The organism is Ectobacillus funiculus (assembly GCF_004138295.1).
Lineage (GTDB): Bacteria > Bacillota > Bacilli > Bacillales > Bacillaceae_G > Ectobacillus > Ectobacillus funiculus.
In genome coordinates this window covers 23508-41479 of record NZ_SCFM01000043.1, presented here as the reverse complement: position 1 = coordinate 41479, position 17972 = coordinate 23508, and the positions used below count along the sequence as shown (strand labels likewise).

Annotated in this window: 19 protein-coding genes; 11 read left to right on the top strand and 8 right to left on the bottom strand. The window is 35.5% G+C overall.

Going from position 1 to position 17972, the window contains the following annotated elements; translation table 11 throughout:
• Positions 1 to 128 precede the first annotated feature (128 nt).
• Positions 129 to 359, bottom strand: a complete 231-nt coding sequence (locus EP737_RS20550) for a hypothetical protein (RefSeq protein ID WP_129730484.1) — start codon at positions 357 to 359, stop codon at positions 129 to 131.
• A 199-nt stretch (positions 360 to 558) separates the two neighbouring features.
• On the opposite strand from EP737_RS20550, the gene EP737_RS20545 reads away from it, so the two are divergent.
• A complete protein-coding gene (locus EP737_RS20545) occupies positions 559 to 1020 on the top strand; it encodes a hypothetical protein (protein WP_129730482.1) in 462 nt (153 codons plus the stop codon).
• A gap of 391 nt (positions 1021 to 1411) precedes the next feature.
• On the opposite strand, the gene EP737_RS20540 is transcribed toward EP737_RS20545, so the two are convergent.
• From EP737_RS20540 to EP737_RS20530, 3 genes are all read right to left on the bottom strand, one after another.
• Positions 1412 to 2509, bottom strand: a complete 1098-nt coding sequence (locus EP737_RS20540; protein WP_129730480.1) for a GerAB/ArcD/ProY family transporter — start codon at positions 2507 to 2509, stop codon at positions 1412 to 1414.
• Positions 2510 to 2581: 72 nt separating this feature from the next.
• On the bottom strand, positions 2582 to 3793 hold the full coding sequence (locus tag EP737_RS20535) for a Ger(x)C family spore germination protein (protein WP_129730478.1): 1212 nt from the start codon (positions 3791 to 3793) through the stop codon (positions 2582 to 2584).
• 21 nt (positions 3794 to 3814) lie between these two features.
• Positions 3815 to 5359: a spore germination protein gene (locus EP737_RS20530; protein WP_246040324.1), complete on the bottom strand. Its 1545-nt coding sequence runs from the start codon at positions 5357 to 5359 to the stop codon at positions 3815 to 3817.
• A 672-nt stretch (positions 5360 to 6031) separates the two neighbouring features.
• On the opposite strand from EP737_RS20530, the gene EP737_RS20525 reads away from it, so the two are divergent.
• The 3 genes from EP737_RS20525 to EP737_RS20520 all read left to right on the top strand — a co-directional run bounded on the left by EP737_RS20525 (position 6032) and on the right by EP737_RS20520 (position 7371).
• Positions 6032 to 6247 carry a hypothetical protein gene (locus tag EP737_RS20525; RefSeq protein WP_053348812.1) on the top strand — a complete coding sequence of 72 codons (216 nt, stop codon included), beginning with the start codon at positions 6032 to 6034 and terminating at the stop codon, positions 6245 to 6247.
• A gap of 240 nt (positions 6248 to 6487) precedes the next feature.
• Positions 6488 to 6637, top strand: coding sequence for a hypothetical protein (locus EP737_RS25755; RefSeq protein ID WP_165350876.1), 150 nt, complete (start codon positions 6488 to 6490; stop codon positions 6635 to 6637).
• 239 nt (positions 6638 to 6876) lie between these two features.
• Positions 6877 to 7371 carry a DinB family protein gene (locus EP737_RS20520; protein ID WP_129730474.1) on the top strand — a complete coding sequence of 165 codons (495 nt, stop codon included), beginning with the start codon at positions 6877 to 6879 and terminating at the stop codon, positions 7369 to 7371.
• 102 nt (positions 7372 to 7473) lie between these two features.
• On the opposite strand, the gene EP737_RS26065 is transcribed toward EP737_RS20520, so the two are convergent.
• Entirely contained in the window at positions 7474 to 7617 is a 144-nt protein-coding gene (locus EP737_RS26065; protein ID WP_205650990.1) for a hypothetical protein, read from the bottom strand.
• Positions 7618 to 7874: 257 nt separating this feature from the next.
• On the opposite strand from EP737_RS26065, the gene EP737_RS20515 reads away from it, so the two are divergent.
• The 5 genes from EP737_RS20515 (at position 7875) to EP737_RS20495 (ending at position 10625) form a co-directional block, all read left to right on the top strand.
• Positions 7875 to 8231 (top strand): DoxX family protein, encoded by a 357-nt coding sequence (locus EP737_RS20515; protein WP_129730472.1) that lies wholly within the window; start codon positions 7875 to 7877, stop codon positions 8229 to 8231.
• Positions 8232 to 8261: 30 nt separating this feature from the next.
• Positions 8262 to 9029 carry a pirin family protein gene (locus EP737_RS20510; RefSeq protein WP_129730470.1) on the top strand — a complete coding sequence of 256 codons (768 nt, stop codon included), beginning with the start codon at positions 8262 to 8264 and terminating at the stop codon, positions 9027 to 9029.
• 44 nt (positions 9030 to 9073) lie between these two features.
• On the top strand, positions 9074 to 9526 hold the full coding sequence (locus tag EP737_RS20505) for a MarR family winged helix-turn-helix transcriptional regulator (protein ID WP_129730468.1): 453 nt from the start codon (positions 9074 to 9076) through the stop codon (positions 9524 to 9526).
• A gap of 29 nt (positions 9527 to 9555) precedes the next feature.
• On the top strand, positions 9556 to 9924 hold the full coding sequence (locus EP737_RS20500) for a DoxX family protein (protein ID WP_129730466.1): 369 nt from the start codon (positions 9556 to 9558) through the stop codon (positions 9922 to 9924).
• A gap of 95 nt (positions 9925 to 10019) precedes the next feature.
• On the top strand, positions 10020 to 10625 hold the full coding sequence (locus EP737_RS20495; RefSeq protein ID WP_129730464.1) for an NADPH-dependent FMN reductase: 606 nt from the start codon (positions 10020 to 10022) through the stop codon (positions 10623 to 10625).
• A 336-nt stretch (positions 10626 to 10961) separates the two neighbouring features.
• Here EP737_RS20495 and dltC read toward each other — a convergent pair whose 3' ends face one another.
• From dltC to EP737_RS20480, 3 genes are all read right to left on the bottom strand, one after another.
• Positions 10962 to 11201 carry a D-alanine--poly(phosphoribitol) ligase subunit DltC gene (dltC, locus tag EP737_RS20490; RefSeq protein ID WP_129730462.1) on the bottom strand — a complete coding sequence of 80 codons (240 nt, stop codon included), beginning with the start codon at positions 11199 to 11201 and terminating at the stop codon, positions 10962 to 10964.
• 485 nt (positions 11202 to 11686) lie between these two features.
• Entirely contained in the window at positions 11687 to 14821 is a 3135-nt protein-coding gene (locus EP737_RS20485; protein ID WP_129730460.1) for an efflux RND transporter permease subunit, read from the bottom strand.
• A 179-nt stretch (positions 14822 to 15000) separates the two neighbouring features.
• The gene (locus EP737_RS20480; protein WP_129730458.1) at positions 15001 to 15612 is read right to left on the bottom strand and encodes an undecaprenyl-diphosphatase; all 612 of its coding nucleotides are present in this window, start codon (positions 15610 to 15612) and stop codon (positions 15001 to 15003) included.
• A gap of 273 nt (positions 15613 to 15885) precedes the next feature.
• Between EP737_RS20480 and EP737_RS20475 the strand changes: the two genes are divergently transcribed.
• On the top strand, positions 15886 to 17178 hold the full coding sequence (locus EP737_RS20475) for a VTT domain-containing protein (RefSeq protein ID WP_129730456.1): 1293 nt from the start codon (positions 15886 to 15888) through the stop codon (positions 17176 to 17178).
• Positions 17179 to 17239: 61 nt separating this feature from the next.
• A complete protein-coding gene (locus EP737_RS20470; RefSeq protein ID WP_129730454.1) occupies positions 17240 to 17932 on the top strand; it encodes a response regulator transcription factor in 693 nt (230 codons plus the stop codon).
• The last annotated feature ends 40 nt before the right edge of the window (positions 17933 to 17972 follow it).

The following is a 17972-nucleotide window of genomic DNA, read 5'->3' as shown; positions in this document are numbered from 1 at the left end:
ATTTCTTTATCGAACGATATAAGAAAATACAGGCTATCAGGAACATTACTCCAAGTATTGATATAGGGAATAAAACAGTGTTAATAAAATGATGATAAATCCATGAATCCTGCATACAATCGGCCTCATTATTTATTGTCTTGTTTCTCTTCTTCAGCTAGGAACCATAGTTTATCTGGATTCCAATAAAAGAATCCAAAATAAAGGAATCCAAATAGTATAAGTCCTAAACCATACCAGTATGTATCCCAATGTAAGTATGCTAAGTATTTTATTCCTATAACGAAACATAAGAATCCTTGAATTCGAAATATCTTTTTAAAAATTTTATCTAATCGTTGCCGGCTTTCGCTTTTCATTTTATTTCCCCTTTATATATTCAAAAAACAGGGAATTTTTCGCGTTTGTATTTTTTACTACATATTGTTTTTTATACACTTCCTCAATTTCAGGCTAAATCGATCAGGGATATTTGCTGTGTATACAGGAGTTTTTTCTCTCACATATTTAGAATCATTGAGAATTCTTTGGATAAATTAAGAAAAAAGGAACTATAGCATGATAGGACTTATTGTTTCCGTTCTTCTTTTCAATCTGATTGCGTTCAAAACAAATCAGCATCTTACAAAAAATCAAATTGTTCATATTTGGACATTCACGATTGTATTTCAACTGTTGGATGATCGGTATATTGACGTTAAATACGGTGGGTATTGGTACTTTACAAAAGCAGTTGATTGGGAAAGCCTTCCTGCTATTACTCCACTTATTCCACCTGTTAATATGATGTTTTTAAATTGGTATCCATTTCAAGCATTGAAAATCAAGAAAGTCCTTTACTTTGTATATTGGACAGTAGGTTTAATATTGTATGAACGGTTTACATTGTTGCCACAACCATTTGGTTATTTTCACTATGGTTGGTGGACAATATGGTACTCCGTTGTGGTAGACCCTATCTTATTGTTCTTGCTATTGATGTATTACAAATGGATATGTAGGATTGAAAACTCATCATAAGATAGGTAAAAGCGACTTACTTCCTACATCGTTTCGTTGTCTACGGTCTGAAATAAAGGCTAAAAAAGCCTTTATTTTTTTGTTTTCTGATTTCAAAAACTGTATCAAAAAACAAGTTTCATAAAACATATGTTTTATTTATGTTTGATGGTAAGATGGGACTTTCTTTTTTATTTGTCGTATTTCTTTCAAAATTACCTGTCGCTATATATAAAATCAAGCTACCTGCTAGGGTATCTTGATTTTATATATACAGTGACATTTAATTGTAAAAGGATTACGCCAGAGCTATATATCATATTTTTCATAAAATGAAACGCCATTGCTATTTATCTTTGCTTAACGGCACTGTATAATTGTTCTTCTTACTGTAGTCGATTCTTAATTACATTTACTTCACGTTTAGTTTTTTTCTTATCCAAGTAACTGCAAGCAAAAAGAGTGGAAATACAATTTGTAGTGGGATAAAGAGATATACAGGCAGGATTTTTGTACCTGTGTCTAAATGTTGGATGGTGTTGCTAGCCATTAGGATGGAAGCAATCAAAATGATAATACCTACTAGCCCAATAGGATAAATTCTTTTCTTTATCTTAAACATATTTGTGATTCCTATTATAGCTGCGTAAAAAAATACAGTAATTTTAAAAAATACACAAATAATGAGAACAGAAATAGCAATCGCGTCTAACCGTTGCAAAAAATTTAGCACATTGATCTTTTGGGTTAATGTCAGCAGTGGAAATACACTGGTAGATGCTATGTAAGATCCTAATGCAGCAATTTCCAAAGCTACGGTGAAACTAAGCACTATTCCTGCTAAAACAATAGCGGATCCTCCTGCTTTCCTGACCATATTTGACTGATTTAAATAAGGAAATAGCATAGTAAAGGTAACTGCTTCACCAAATGGGAGGTTAACAGTCTCCGGGAGTATGTTTGTCACGATAGTTTTCCATTTGATTTGAAATAAGGGTAGAAAATGTTTAAGCTTTATCACATCAGACACAAAAATAAAAAGAGCTCCAATTGTTCCTAAAATGACGATGACAAAAAAGAAAATCTCTCCCGCCCTTGCCAGTGGTTCTATTCCCCAATAAACAGCGTACGTAATGAGAAGTACAATTACTACCCCAATAATCCACATAGAAGTTTCAGGTATTATCGAAATAATCAACAATTCTATAAGGTCTCGTACATCTCTTGCTGCCTCATACATAAAAAACAAAATATACAGAACAGACATCGGATATCCTATGTATCGTCCAAGAACGCGTGGAATGTAAGTTGTAAGCGGGAGATTTTCATTTTGACGATAGAGTGAGCTGTATATAAGAAACAGGAGCATGCCCGGTCCTGTACTTAGGAGTATAATCCACCAAGCATCTTGTTTTGCCGTCAATCCTATTCCAACTACAACAGTAGTTCCTAATTCGAACAAGAACATCAAAGTAAATAGTTGAAACGGACTTATTTTTTGTTTCTTCATGTATCAGCCACCCCAAATATAGAAACTATTTATAACTCATAAAAATAAAAAGAATGCGTATATTCCATTCATTCATTTAATATCGTCTATGAAAGATTTTTTTAATTTTCCTGTACGTTGAATGGTTACACGGACATCGATATCCACCGGCAGATGAGCAAATGTTTTATCCCAATCTTTTTTCATGGTGTTCCAAGCCTTTGGATGTGCACCCTGAATACTGTTTCCAAAGCCAAAGATATCTGCTTGATACTTCCTTTGGACGGTTTGTACAGTAGTTTTTACATGGCGCTTAATTGCTTGTTCTATTTGTGTTTCGGCCAAAGAAATCGTTCTTGGATTTGTAATATCACTGCCTTTACAATCAATTTCTGATATTTTTCCTTTTGCTTGTATCCGTACTTGTATTTTAGGCTTACCATTTTCAACAATACCTTTTATTTTCGAATGCGACTTTGTTATGATAACCGTCATATTACCTTTTTTCTTTGGACACACTATTGTTTCTGCAGTCTGTACTACATTATCAATCACATAATTATACCCACTGCTTTCTTCCTCATTGAGCCATCCAATCAGTTTATCTTTTTTGAATACAGCTAATCCAACATATTTAAAGACGGAATCTCTACGCATTTGTTGTATATTTGTTACTTTATTCGCTTTTTCTAATTTCTTTTTCTCTGTTTTGTGTGTAACTGTAATACCTGTTAAGATAGGATCCTTTCCCTCGCTTACTAAATCAGATACGAGTGCATCAATCGTAACTGTTGTTACAGATGCCCAAATCTTTTCGGATGATATCAATGACTTGAACATATTTCCCACAGGAATTTTATCAATAGGTGTTGTAATTAGTAATAATTGTTGCGCCTCAATTCCTTTTGTCACTACGATTAAAAAATCTGAACGAAAATCCGGATCTCTAAAAAATGCATCTAATATTTTGCCGATTCCTTGCGAAGCTACCTTTTCACTAATGACAAGCATTTGCAAGTGTGAAGCATACAATTTACGCGGAGCCTTCACAGAAACTCTTCGCAGTGCCTCTAGAAGGGATTTTCCTTTCGCTTTATAGAATGTTGCAGGAGCTACCCCGCTTTTTTGGTCAGATACTTCTCCAGGATCAACAACTTGTGCAGATACTAAATATTGACCTTTTTGTTTATCTATGGCTATACCTGATACAATTGCTAATTCATTTAACTCTCTTCGGCTCCCGCACCCAGTTGTCAAACTGAGGAGAAAAGACATTATTACAAATATCGCTGTTATCCGTTTCATGATTACCTCCTCTGTTTCATACTACTCTGGCTGTTTCGAATCAGGATAATCAGGACTTTGTTTCCGGATTTTGTTCTTGTGCACGATCGATTGAGGGCGCGAAACTAACATGTTCTGCGGAACTCTTATTAACGTATCCTTCTGATCAGACAGTAATAATGGAGCAAATGGGCTCATGTAAGGGACTCCAAACGATTGTAATCGACACAAGTGTAAGACAAGAGCAATAATCCCTACCGTAATACCAAATAGCCCTAAAGAAGCCGCAAGCAGCATGAAGACAAAGCGTAACATTCGGATTGAAATAGCCATATGGAACGAAGAGAAAGCAAAGCTTGCAATGGCAGTTATCGATACAACAATGACCATAGCTGGAGCTACGAGTCCTGCTTCTACTGCAGCTTGGCCAACTACTAAAGCTCCTACGATGGAAACAGCAGAGCCTACGGCCGTTGGCATTCGTATTCCCGCTTCCCGTAAAATTTCTAATGTGATTTCCATCGACAAGGCTTCTATGAAAGCTGGAAAAGGAACGCCTTCGCGTTGTGCCGCTAAACTATAGAGAAGGGGAGTAGGAAGCATCTCTTGATGATATGTTGTTATAGCAATATAAAGAGAAGGAGCCAGCAAAGCAATGAAAAAGCTGAGAATTCGAAGAAAACGCATACATGTTGCAAAATCAGCACGTTGGTAATAATCTTCGGCTGATTGATAAAATTGACTAAATAAGGCTGGAACCACTAACACAAATGGTGTTCCATCTATTATAATAGCCACTCTTCCTTCCAAGAGAGCAGCTGCGACGACATCCGGACGTTCTGTATGATAAACGGTCGGAAACGGTGTATATGTTTCATCTTGGATCAATTCTTCGATATATCCGCCTTCTAAAATGCTATCAACATCAATTTTATCTAATCTTGATTTCAATTCTTTCAATATATCTTCATTTACGATTCCATGGATATACATAATAGCAATATCCGTTTTTGTCATTCGACCGATTTTTTTGCTTTCTAACCAAAGATGCGGATGTTTTATTTTACGTCGAATCAGTGTGATATTGGTGTGTAACGATTCTGTAAACCCTTCTCTTGGTCCGCGTACGACTCCTTCTGAGCTCGGTTCTGATACATTCCGTTTTTCATATCCTGGCAGTCCTACGGTAAATCCTTGGGCAAATCCGTTTACCAAAATGATAATATACCCTGATAGGATTTTATCAAATAGCATTTCAAAATCTTGTACATCTTTAATATCTGTAACTGTTAGAATCGAGTTTTTAATCGTTTCTAAAATGCATTTGGAGGAAAGGAGCGATTCTAAGGTCGTTCCTTTTATATCCAGCATTAGGGATTCCATAATAAAATTTTGAGCAGCTTCTGTATCGACTAATCCCTTTATATAAACAACCCCTATTTCTACGCATTCGTTTTCTCCAATTTTAATATTACGAATAACGATGTCGCTGCTGTCTCCCAAAGTTTCTTTTATATTTTGTATATTTTGTTTCAAACTTGTATGTAAGTTCATATGTTGATCAAAATGTTGAGACGAGTGATGCATGAAAGAGCTATTAGCAAAAAGCTGACTGAACATTTTCTTAATCATTTTCATAAAGAAGGTAACCCCGCTTATTTTTGATAATTATACTAAAAAATGGAATTTATATAAATTATTTGTAATATATGAGAATATATGCACTAAAATGGATGATATCTCAACATTCGTATGTATTGCATATAGAAGTAAAATTATGTTCCAGCTGTTTATTACTGATTAACATTGAGGAAATGCTGATAATTTCGTACGGCACTTAGATTGTCCAGAAAGTCATGATTATGTAAACATGAAATCCCTTCAGATTGCTGAAGAGATTTTTTATTTTTTTGGGTGTCAAAAGTTATAAGATTTGACACTACATCGACACCCTACTGGTAACAAGGGTTTAAGAGGTATCATTACTTGGTGTCATAAGTCATTGCTAAAAAACGTCCATAAAGGTATACCTTTATAAACAAAAAGGTCCCAAAGAATTGAGTGTTGAATAACAATAAAGTTGTTCCACAAACGGTCCAGTTTATAGAAGAGCACCTTTAAAGAAAATGGGATATTTATGTTAAATTTTAAAAGAGATTGTGAAGGTTTGTACTTAAACAAATGGCAGGTTAGTTGAAGAAGGTAATATTTGGATCAAGATAGATATAAGTAGAAAAGTTAATAACAAGGGGTGATTTTTTGGAGAAAAATATTGGGGATGTAGATTTTTTTAAACAAGTAGTAAAAAGACTTTGCAAAAAAAACAATATTTCCCCTCAGAAACCTAAATTTGAAATCATCGAGAACGTAATGGTTATTAGCATTAAGAACCATTTAAAAGATGGAGTAGACTTAGATTGTTTTAATATTTTAAACCTTATTTACCGAACAATTGGACCTTTAGAAGAGAGCTGAACAAACAAGAAATAGAATTATTGAGGCTTATGCAGAGTGTCAAGGCATTTTATTTTGATTATAGCAATGAAATGAATACCATTTGGCGATGAATTATTTTACTAAGTTTTTAATGTTTTTACTGATATATGCAAAGTTAGCAGTACGCTAATAAAGTAATAAGGTTTACTTCAGTAAAATAAGGTATATTATATTTGTTGAATAGATTCTCTTTAAAGACAAGAAAAGTAGGTGAACAAAGTGGGAAAATATCAATTGGATAGCAAAGGTCAGGTAGCTGTGACAAAGTTTCATGAAAAACAGAAGCCTGCCAAATTTGATAAAAAGCAGCAACTTGAAAAAATACGTGCGGAGTATTTGAAAAAGAAGCAAAAACAAACAGATAAATAATATGAATGAAAACATAGGAAGACTAAAATCTCCCTATGTTTTTCTTATTCGAAGTTCTTTTTTCAATTGATGATAGAGTTTATTATTCCCATAAATTTCAGATTCAGTGACAAAAAACTCGTCATCAGATATCCATTCCTCACTAAAAATTTCAGTAGCAGAATCAATAGACTAACGGAGAACGATAATTGTTTCTGGAATAGTTCCATCCTTTTAATGTTTGCCCAGGAGGAAATAAGATGAAAAACTACATTTTTAAACAATTAAGATTTGTTCGAGAAAACACAATTAATTACGTGGCAGAAATTAATGATGAAGCATCACTGTTTATTCCAGAGGGATTTAATAATAATATAAAATGGAATCTAGGACATATATATGTTGTGCAAGAAAAGCTTGCATTTTATTTTATTAAGGAAAAAATGATAATGCCGAATAACTTTTCGGAATTATTCACTACTGATACAAAGCCCACCAATTGGGGAGATCAGGAGTTACCAACAATTAGTGAATTGATCCAATTATTAGAAAATCAAATAGAGGGGATCGAACAAACATTGGAACTTCGGTTAAAAGAAGTTATCGAGAAACCTTTTACTACGTCAACAGGTCTTACTTTATCAACAGTAGAAGAATTACTCAGTTTTTGTTTATATCATGAAGGTATGCATTTTGCTACAATAAAATCGTACGAACGAATTATTCAGAATGAGAGAAGGAATAAGGGTATTTAGAACAAACAAAATGTCCTACTTCTTAAACAATTATTAAATAACTCTATTTTTAGCACCGTCATAAAAATGGACGGTGCTATATGTGTTAAGCTTAAAATTAAATTAGGGGTAGAAACCCACAGCCGTCAACTTAAAAAAATAAACTACCCCAAAACGATAAAATTGAGAAACTTGTGCAAAATCTTTGTTTTGGGGTAATTCTGAATTCTTAAGTTGATGGGTATGTGGCGTTACCACATCCATCAACTTAAGAAATCCGTTGTTCCCCAAAACGAAAAAAATAAGCTTAATTCTCATAGACAATTGTGGAAAGATAAAATTTTCGTTTTGGGGTACTTCAAAATATTAACTTGATGGGCATGCGGACTTACCGCTATTTATTTTTAGAACCCGTTATAAATAAAATGGGTTATTTTTTATTGACACAAAATATACCCTAATGTTAGGATAAAAATGTACTAATTTTAGGATAAATAATATTAGGATAAAGAGAGAGAAAATAAATGACTGTTTTATCAATTATTCTTCAAGGCATATTAGGATTAGGATTCCTAATGTTTGGGTTTATGCAATTTGGTTCAAAGCAAATGGTGGATGAATTTAAGCGTTATGGGTATCCAGCAGGTTTTAGGGTATTTACAGGTCTGGTTGAAGTGATTTCGGCGGTATTAGTCATTTCAGGTATTTGGAATGATACATTAGCTGCGTGGGGTGCTTTGCTAATTGTAGGAACAATGTTGGGAGCAATTTTTACACACATGAAAGTTAAGGATCCTGTAAACAAAATGATGATGCCAATCATTTTACTCATTTTAGGATTGGTAGTTTTATTAATAAACCTAGGATCTTTGTTTGTATAAATATCGAATTAATCTAAAGGAGAAATATAAATGGAATTTAAAATTATTAAACCGCGAGATCAGGCGTATGGGCAATTCGATGACGGTAAAATTATAGAACAAAAACCGATTGGCTTTTCTGGAGAAGGATCACTAATCAATCGACTAGGACCATTATTTTACTGGGCCTGGGGACATTCTTCCGAACCCGCGGAAATTGGTCTGCATCCTCATCAAGGTTTTGAAATCATCACTTATGTAATCAAGGGTAAAGGTTATCATCGTGATACGCTTGGTACAGTAAGTGTTGTAGAGGAAGGCGGCACTCAGCTCATGCAAACAGGCTCCGGTGTGTATCATGCAGAAGCATTAAAAGAACCATCTGAAGTGTTTCAAATCTGGTTCGAACCCCATTTAAGCCAAGCAATAAAACGAACCCCAACTTACTCACAATACAATTCTGAGGATTTTTCTGTCCTAGAAAAAGAAAGTGTGACAATTAAGACCATACTAGGAAATGGTTCACCCATGAAAATTGTGACAGATGCGGGGATGTGGGATATCTCCATTCCAAATGGTACGGTATATACCCATAGTCTTGCTCCAAACCGGACATTAGCTGGTTTAGCCATCAAGGGCGATGGATCGTTCACATTAGATACAAATCAACCGAATCATTTTAGACATAAGGATTTTGTTATCGTTCAATCAGGACAGGGTGGGAAAGTAACAATTCAAGCTTTAGATAAAGACCTTAGAATCTTCCTAATTGGAGTTCCGACTGAAGTTGAATATCCTCTATACAGGAAACCAAGATAACCTAAATTGAATTTTAAAAACCATTATAATAGGAGGTTCGATGAATGTATCAAGGAGATGAACAAAGTCAGTTGGATTTGAGGTTGTTTCGTGTTTGGCTGAAAGCTTCTCAAACTATTACTGAAAACATACTAAAAGATATTGAAAGCCATAATATTAGTCGGGAAAATTTTATGATTCTTGAATTGCTTTACAATAAAGGTCCGCATCCTGTCCAAAAGATCAGTGAGACGTTCTCTATTCCAAGTGGAAGTATCACCTATGTGGTAGATAAGTTAGAAAAGAAAGGGTTTGTAGAAAGACAACCAAACCCTAATGATAGAAGGGCTTCTAATGTCGTCATAACGGAAAAAGGAAGAGCACTTTTTGACAAGATTTTCCCAAAACACGTTGCAACAATCTCAGAAAATGTTTCATTCATTACTAACGAAGAGAAAGAACAGTTAATTTATTTATTAAAGAAATTAGGAATAGGTGCAAAAAATTTACAAAAATAACAGATAAAACATAAGAGGAGAAAAAAGAAATGAAATGGGTTATTCGTATTCTTCAAGGATTACTTGCGGTTGGTTTTGCAGCTTTTGGTGTAATGAAGCTAACAGGAAATGTAATGCAAGTTCAAATATTTGAAGGTTTTGGTTATCCGTTAGGATTCATGTATTTTGTAGGTTTCTGTGAAGTATTAGGGGCTATTGGACTTTTGGTTGGGTTCTGGAAATCAAGAATTGCTTTACTGGCTTCAGGCGGACTCGTATTACTGATGGTCGGTGCTGTGTTTGCACATTTTAAAGCTGGACAAGGTATAGGATTAGCTATGCCTGCCTTGGTCTTTTTCATCTTAAGTCTTGTGGTTTTACTTGGAAAAAGAGCAGGGAATTTAAGTAAGAACGTGTAAAAAAGAACTTTTGGATTTTATTGTACAGAGTTCATACGTGTTAATAAAAGTTCTTTATAATATAGATTTTTAAAAAATAATAGGTGGTAATTAATATGGGGTTTCTATCCAAATTATTTGGAAGTTCATCTATAAAGGAGGAAGAAAAAATGACAAATGAGAAATTAAATGTAGGAATTATTTTAGGTAGTACAAGACAAGGACGAGTTAGCCCACAAGTAGGAGAATGGGTGAAAGAAATTGCTGACAAACGTGGAGATGCAAACTATGAAATCATAGATATTGTGGATTATCAGTTACCATTTTTAGGAACAACTGATGGGACAGAACCAGGAATTGCAGCTTGGAATGAAAAACTTAACAACTTGGATGGTTTCGTATTCATCGTTCAAGAATATAATCACAGCATAACAGGAGCCTTAAAAAATGCACTTGATTTAGCTCGTGAAGCTTGGAATAACAAAGCAGCAGGTATCGTAAGTTATGGTTCAACTGGTGGTGCTCGTGCAGCTGAACATTTACGGGGCATCTTGGGGGAATTAATGATTGCTGATGTTCGTGTACACCCCACCTTGTCCTTATTTACAGATTTTGAAAATTATACTACCTTTAAACCAGCTGAATTACATCTTAATAATGTAAATGAAATGCTTGACCAAGTTGTCGCTTGGAGTGGTGCATTAAAAACCTTAAGAAAATAATCTAATATCTAATTGAACTATAATTCGAATATCAGATACTACCTAAAAATAGTGTTTGATATTCGTTTTTTATTTCCAGTGCCAGTATGCTCGATGTAAAGATTGTGAATGATTGCACTTAAATTAAAGGGGGCATTAGTTCAACAAGTTATGAGCGATTTTAGGACTAAGCCTATATTTTAGTTATTCAATTAAATTGCGCAATTGTTGAATAATTAAATCCCAATCTCTCTCATTTATATCACTGAGAGATTGGGATTTTAGTACTAGAATATCCTTAACGTTGTAAATCCACGTCTTGCTGGTGGTACCTCTAACTGTTCTCGTAGAACTTTTTCATTGCATTTCCTTTAATCTTTGAATGATTAAATTTGGAGTAGCCCATTCAATGCGATCAAAATCAGAGATAGATACCTCAATGTCTAAACGCTCTTGAATTTCAACCAATAAAGAAACAACACCAAAGGAATCCAGGAGCCCCTCTTCAAACAGTTGAACGTCTGAATTTTCTTTTACAATATCATTTTCACAAACTTCTTCTAGAATAGCTAATACTTGTTCTTTTATATCAGCCATGATACTTCCTGGTTCACAAAACTTACTAAAAGTTACAATTCAACATTGAACTTACAAGCTTTGCATCTCCTTTCGGAAACGTGTGCCTCACAGGATTCGCACACTAGAGGACCGCTCTCGCTCAGTCAATAAGGGATATACTTGTTCCTTATTATAGGTGTAACCTATCTCTGTAAAGATAACCGCAACCTTCTTCACGATGTTCCAGTTAAACGGTAATCGTATTCTACATCCTGTATCCACAAGCTATCAATGTCTTTTGTATAATTCTTCCACTTTTAGTGTTGTTTTGCAACCAGTCTTCACCTCCTTTTGAAATCATATTTCATCATTTTTGCGAACTTCCAGCAGCTTATTTGCAGCTGTTGTAACCTCCTTACTGTTATTAAATAACTGAACTGTACTACTACTAAAAAAATAGAAAAATCTTACTGAGAAGACACAAGTATTTAGCCATGGCTAAATACTTGTGTTATTAACCATACCTAGGATAGATTTTTATCGTTCTTTGTTATTGCAATTTTAGTCTGCATGTAGTTCTTATGAAGCCACTCATAAATAATTGGAATGATAATAAAGCTGTTAATTGTTGATGTAATCATACCTCCTATAACCACGATACCTAATGTTTGAGAAATAACCGTATCCGCATTATGAGAAAATGCAAGTGGTAACAAAGTAAGGATTGTTGCTGCTGCTGTCATCAAGATTGGTCTAATCCTTGAAAGACTACCATTTAATACAGCTTCTTTAACAGGCATTCCCTCTTTTCGATTTCGTTCAATTTTGTCAATTAACACAATTCCGTTTGTAACCACGATACCAGTAAGCATCAAAACACCAATTAATGCTGCTAAATTCCATTCTCCATGGAATAAAGTAAGTGCGATGACTACACCACTTAAAGCAAGCGGAATGCTTAAAAGTACTGATAATGGCGCTCTCCATCCTTTGAAAATAGAAGAAGTGATCAATAATACTAAAAGGATAGAAAATGCAACGGCAACAGACATATCAAAAATCATTTCTTTTACTTGTTCGGAGATTCCGCCCATTGAGTAAGTTACATCCTTTGGAAGCTTCATGTTGCTTAAGGCTTTCTCAGCTTGGCTGGACACTTTGCTAATATCATTTGATGTAATTTGTGCTGTCACAAGTGAGAATGGCTGACCATCTCGTTCGCTAATGGTCGAAGGAGACTGATCTTTCGTAATCTTAGCAATTTGGTCAAAACGAACCACTTCACCATTATTTCCATTAAACGTTTCAGCAGCAAGGGATGCTAAGACATCATCTGCAGAAGCATTTAAAGTAATAGTAGAATTTTCTCCTGATGCAATTTGATCTAAATATTGGTCTACAGGAAGTGCTTTATGATCAACAGTAATTGTTGCATCCTTAGATTGGGACATATAACGATTAATGACCGTTAGAATGTCAGTGACATTTAAGCCTTTATCTTGGATCGCTTTTTGGTCAAATATAACCTTGTACTTAGGAGCACCATTTGTTAAATCCACTTTTCCATCCACGCTCAGGTTAGCTACTTTAGATAAGTTTGTTCTTGCCTCTTGAGCTACATTATCCAATGTTGCTTGATCTGAACCGGTAAAGAGAATCCGCATTTGTGAATCATCACCAGAAATGTTCTGGCTTGTTACGGTATAAGTAACAAGTTTAGATAACGTTGGAAGTTGTTTTTGTAATTCTTTAATGACAGAATCTGCATCTTTGTCATTTTTCAATACAACAGAAAGGTTTGCAACATTTGGATATGTGATAAAGCCGCCACCTTGGTCAAACACATCATCACTTTGCGGTGTCATGGTAGACCCGAAATTGGATGAATACGCAGCGACTTTTGGATTTTCTTGTAATGCTTTTTCAATTTTTTGAACTTCAGAATCTACTTGAATTAATGTGCTTCCTTTAGGCAATTCTGCTTTAATGGCAATTTGTCCGATTTTTCCACTCGGTAATAAACTTACTGGGAGGAAAGCGGAATAGATACCAGCTGCTAAGAAGACTAAGATCGAAACAATAATCATTGCTTTTTTATGTTTAAAAGCAGATTGCAAGATAGGCCTCATTTTTGAATCGAGTTTGACTGTTTCTGTTTGTTTTTCTCCGTTTCCGCCTTTCCATCCCATAAAGGTAAGGGCAGGAATCACCAACATTGCTACAAAAAATGAAATGACAAGTGCAATAACAACTGACCAGGCAAACCCGCTATACGAAGCACTGATTACTCCGCCAACAAAGGCGATTGGAATATAAACAGCAATCGTTGTTAACGTAGAACCTAATATCGCTGGAATCATTTCAACAACAGATGATGCAAGTACAGAAAGTAAAGATTTCTCCTTTTCTTCTTCCCGTTTTCGATACATGTTGTCTAAGATAACAATGGAATCATCAACAATACGTCCCATTGCTACAATCAAACCTGAAACCGTCAAAATATTTAAGGTGATACCCATTGATTTTAAGAAGGCTGTTGTTGCTAATAATGAAATTGGCAATGAAATGGCAATTGATAATGTGCTTCTTACATTTCGGAAGAAGAAGAACACACAAATCATAGAGAATAAACAGCCGAGGAAACCTTCTCGAACCAAACCGAAAAGAGAGTTGTTTAATTCTGTTTCTCGGTCAAGTAATACTTGGAACGAAACATCTTTTGGATTTACTGTATCCAAGTGAAGCTGTGCGACACGATCTTTTACTTGATCAGCAACATCTGTAATATTAGCCGATGGCGTTTTAATTACATTTAGCTGCACACTTGGTGCTCCGTTTGTTCTGGAGACGGTTTTAACGTCATTTAAGGAATGAGAAATGGTACCAAACGCCGAGACAGGAATCGCTTTTCCTTCCTTATTCTTAATCGTTGCGTTTTCCATTTGCTGTTCGGTTAATGGTAACCCATCAAAAGATACTGGGATTGATAACTGATTGTTTACAATATTCCCTTGTGGCATCATTGGAAGAGCCGTAGAAAATGATTTATTCACATCATCCAATGTTAACCCGTTTTTTACTAGGTCTTTCATGCGAACAGTTAATACATATCCATCTTTTGCTCCCCCAAATACAGAAACATCTGCTACTCCAGGGACAGATTCTAATTGTTTCACAATTTCCTGTGTTGCAGTGGAGCGAAGTGTTGGTTCATCCAAATTTGAACTAGTTACGCTATAAGTCAAAATAGGGAATGAACTAGTTGTTAATCGTGTTACCGATGGCGTGCTAGTAATGGTTGACGGAAGATCTGCATTTGCCAGTGCTTTATTTACTTGATCTTCAGCTTGTTTCATGTCTGTATTCATCGGAAAATACAAACTCATAAATAATCCACCATCATAAGAAGTGGTTTCCACATTGGATAACCCATCTACTGTTTTGACGGCACTTGCCAGACTATCGGTTACTTGCTGTTTTAGCTGAGAGGCTTGATAACCAGGTACTCTCATACTAACGGAAAGGGTAGTATTGTTAATCCCAGGCAAATAATCTCGTTGCATCTGGAAAGCGGAAATACCTCCCCAAGCCAATATAATGAGAGTACAAACAATCATTAATATGCCTCGTTGCATTGTGCCCTCAACAAGCTTTTTCATTCTCTGACCTCCTCATTTCATTCATGTGAATAGAAGCTTCAAAATAAGTACATTGCAATAAATCAGAAGAGACAAAAATAGAACATACAAAAAATCCCTATAATGAAAAAAGTTTGTTTATCCAGCAATTATAGGACTTCATATTCTTATTCCAGCCTCTTTCCCATTTAAAACAATCTTTAACTTTCTTGACTTGGGTCTTTGTAGCTGTACTTAGCCAATAAAGGTATGTGTTTCGTCAATCCGCTATACACGTTGAATATCACTTGTACCAGAGGCTCCAGCTTTTTGGAAGACTGTATCACCAATAGGCTTACCCCATATGAAATAAGGGCACCGCCAATCACGTCAGCAGGATAATGGACACCGACGAATACACGTGAAATACCAACAATGATAGCCCATATGAATCCGGGATACTTCCACGAATCATTTCGCAGCAACATTATCCATGCTATAGAGAAAACTAATACCGCGTGATCACTTACAAACGAAGAGTCAGCAGGATGCGGTACTAACTGATGAACATGGTGTGCTACGAATGGACGCGGATGATAATAGAAAAGATGAAGGACTGCATTTATAGACAATCCAAGTAAGCAAGAAAAGACAGTATATACAGCTGTGTACTGCTTTTCCACTCTCTTTTCTTGATTTCCAATAAACCATAAGAACAGCATCAGTGCGATTGCAACATAAGGAACGCTATTCGTGATAAATATCATTCCTTTATCTAGATAAGGGGAATAACTGGACCAACCATTTATCCATTGAAATATTTCGTAGTTCATATTATTTGTCTCCTTTCTTATAAGGTTTTGGTCCCTCATATAAAACCAAATTGACCCAAAACATGTATGTGTTCAGTATATTGGGGCAACCTGAACATCCTCTAAAAATTACATTAAAAATCAATTAAAAAGAAAAATAAAGGAGAGTACAGTGCTATAGTGGTTTAACAATGGAGGCAAAAATCAAATGATAACCAATTTGTAAATGCAAAGCTTCCTTTGTTACTTAAAAGGTGAAGGACGAAAGAAAAAAATCAGGCACGGAGGAGTAACATGGAACATTTTATTTCGATATTTGAGCATCATAGCTATCCTATTTTATTTGCAGTAATCGTGCTTGAACTTATTGCAATTCCCGTTTCAGGTGAGTTCTTTATGAGTTATGCCGGTTACTTCGTGTTTCAAGGAAAAATGAGTTATACCTTGGCTCTTTTAACAGCGATCGCTTCAGGAGGGATCGGAATTACAATCACATATTGGATTGGAAGAATGGGTGGGTATAGACTTATTGAGAAGTACGGGAAGTACGTTCACTTGGGTCCTAAAAGATACGACAAAACAGCCGTTTGGATGGAACGGTCTGGAAGTAAATTATTGTTGTTTGCATATTTTATTCCTGGGATTCGACACTTTACAGGGTACGTATCAGGTATTTCGAAAATGCCGTATCTAACCTTTTTTATTCCTGCTTATATAGGAGCGAGTTTATGGGGATTTTGCTTTATTACACTCGGGAAAATATTAGGACCGCGCTGGGAGGACTTTCATAAATCGGCCGGTCACTATTTGATCATCATTATCCTTCTATTCGTATTCATTTTAGGGGTGTTACTAGCTTATCGGTTTTATAAGAACCAAATCAAAAGCTTCTTCGTACGAATGTTTAACAGAATCCATTCTTACTTTCGAACTGTCCGGGCAACCGAAGTTTTCCTGATCGCCCTTACATTGGTCTTACTAGGAATGATTATCCTAATGCTCGGGCTTGCGCAGGATTACTTATACAATGAATTTACTCAGTTTAACGAGGTTACTGTGTATATTGTTCATTCTGTATTTCAAACAGGATGGATCAGCAGTATGAGCAGATTTCTGATGTTACAATCCCTTATTGCACTTAGTGTTCTAATCATGATTACGATAATAGCTATTTGGAGGAAAGGACAAAATAGATGGATTGAAATCCTTCTACTTACTACCGCTATACTCGGGGCGCAACTATATCATAATGCGATTTTACGTGGACTGTCCTATTTTCATTTTATCGGGAAAGAGGCCGCAACTCGCTCTGCTGCTTTTCCGGACGAGAAAGCAACTATTACTATCATTGTGTATGGCACTTGCTTATTTCTCATGCTACGCCATCTGAAGAATACGTATATACAATTTATTGGTCCCATCTTAGGTATCTTAATTTTATTATATATAGCTATCGCGAACGTTGCGCTTTATCCTGTACTTCCAAGCGATATCGTAGGAGGATATGTATATGGTGCAGTATGGATGTTTTTAAACTTTTTGTTGTTTGAGATGCTACGCCTTGCAGTAAATAAACAAGTAATATAGAACAAATAGAACGTACTCGTATGGACATGCCGAGTAATGACTACGGAAAGGAGAGGAGATTATGAGTAAACGTATTTTAGTTGTAGAAGATGAAGTACAAATAGCAAGGGTTTTGAAGTTAGAGCTTGAGTATGAAGGGTATGACGTATTAGTAGAGCATGATGGGAAATCAGGATTAGAGGTAGCCCTACACGCAAACTTAGATCTAATCTTGTTAGACGTAATGTTACCAGAATTGAGCGGCATAGAGATGTTGCGACGATTAAGGAAGGCAGAGGTCAATATACCAGTAATCCTTTTAACAGCTCGGAATACAACATTAGATAAAGTGATGGGCTTGGATCAAGGGGCAAATGATTATGTTACAAAGCCCTTTGAAATTGAGGAATTGCTTGCTCGAGTACGCTCCTCTATTCGGCATAATACTTTATCTGTTAAATCAAGTAATGAGACACCTCTTTTATCAATTGCTGATTTAGTTATAAATACCGAGACGAGAGAAGTGGAAAGAAGCGGAATATCCATTTCGCTAACTCCGAAAGAATACGATTTATTAGTGTACTTACTTACTAATAAAAATAAGATTGTAACGCGTGAAGGTATTCTTATGCACGTCTGGGGATATGAATACGAAGGTGAAACGAACGTAATCGACGTGTATATTCGGCATCTTAGAAAGAAGATAGACGAGGAGTTTTCTCCTCCATTAATTCAGACAATCCGAGGAGTAGGATATGCCATAAGGGAGAACTAAAATGAAAGTCACAACAAAAATCAATTTGTTAACGACAGCT

Bases quoted from the DNA above. Each gene is read 5' to 3' on its own strand.
- EP737_RS20550 (WP_129730484.1), bottom strand. From the start codon at position 359: ATGAAAAGCGAAAGCCGGCAACGATTAGATAAAATTTTTAAAAAGATA.
- EP737_RS20545 (WP_129730482.1), top strand. From the start codon at position 559: ATGATAGGACTTATTGTTTCCGTTCTTCTTTTCAATCTGATTGCGTTC.
- EP737_RS20540 (WP_129730480.1), bottom strand. From the start codon at position 2,509: ATGAAGAAACAAAAAATAAGTCCGTTTCAACTATTTACTTTGATGTTC.
- EP737_RS20535 (WP_129730478.1), bottom strand. From the start codon at position 3,793: ATGAAACGGATAACAGCGATATTTGTAATAATGTCTTTTCTCCTCAGT.
- EP737_RS20530 (WP_246040324.1), bottom strand. From the start codon at position 5,359: ATGCATCACTCGTCTCAACATTTTGATCAACATATGAACTTACATACA.
- EP737_RS20520 (WP_129730474.1), top strand. From the start codon at position 6,877: ATGAAAAACTACATTTTTAAACAATTAAGATTTGTTCGAGAAAACACA.
- EP737_RS20515 (WP_129730472.1), top strand. From the start codon at position 7,875: ATGACTGTTTTATCAATTATTCTTCAAGGCATATTAGGATTAGGATTC.
- EP737_RS20510 (WP_129730470.1), top strand. From the start codon at position 8,262: ATGGAATTTAAAATTATTAAACCGCGAGATCAGGCGTATGGGCAATTC.
- EP737_RS20505 (WP_129730468.1), top strand. From the start codon at position 9,074: ATGTATCAAGGAGATGAACAAAGTCAGTTGGATTTGAGGTTGTTTCGT.
- EP737_RS20500 (WP_129730466.1), top strand. From the start codon at position 9,556: ATGAAATGGGTTATTCGTATTCTTCAAGGATTACTTGCGGTTGGTTTT.
- EP737_RS20495 (WP_129730464.1), top strand. From the start codon at position 10,020: ATGGGGTTTCTATCCAAATTATTTGGAAGTTCATCTATAAAGGAGGAA.
- dltC (WP_129730462.1), bottom strand. From the start codon at position 11,201: ATGGCTGATATAAAAGAACAAGTATTAGCTATTCTAGAAGAAGTTTGT.
- EP737_RS20485 (WP_129730460.1), bottom strand. From the start codon at position 14,821: ATGAAAAAGCTTGTTGAGGGCACAATGCAACGAGGCATATTAATGATT.
- EP737_RS20480 (WP_129730458.1), bottom strand. From the start codon at position 15,612: ATGAACTACGAAATATTTCAATGGATAAATGGTTGGTCCAGTTATTCC.
- EP737_RS20475 (WP_129730456.1), top strand. From the start codon at position 15,886: ATGGAACATTTTATTTCGATATTTGAGCATCATAGCTATCCTATTTTA.
- EP737_RS20470 (WP_129730454.1), top strand. From the start codon at position 17,240: ATGAGTAAACGTATTTTAGTTGTAGAAGATGAAGTACAAATAGCAAGG.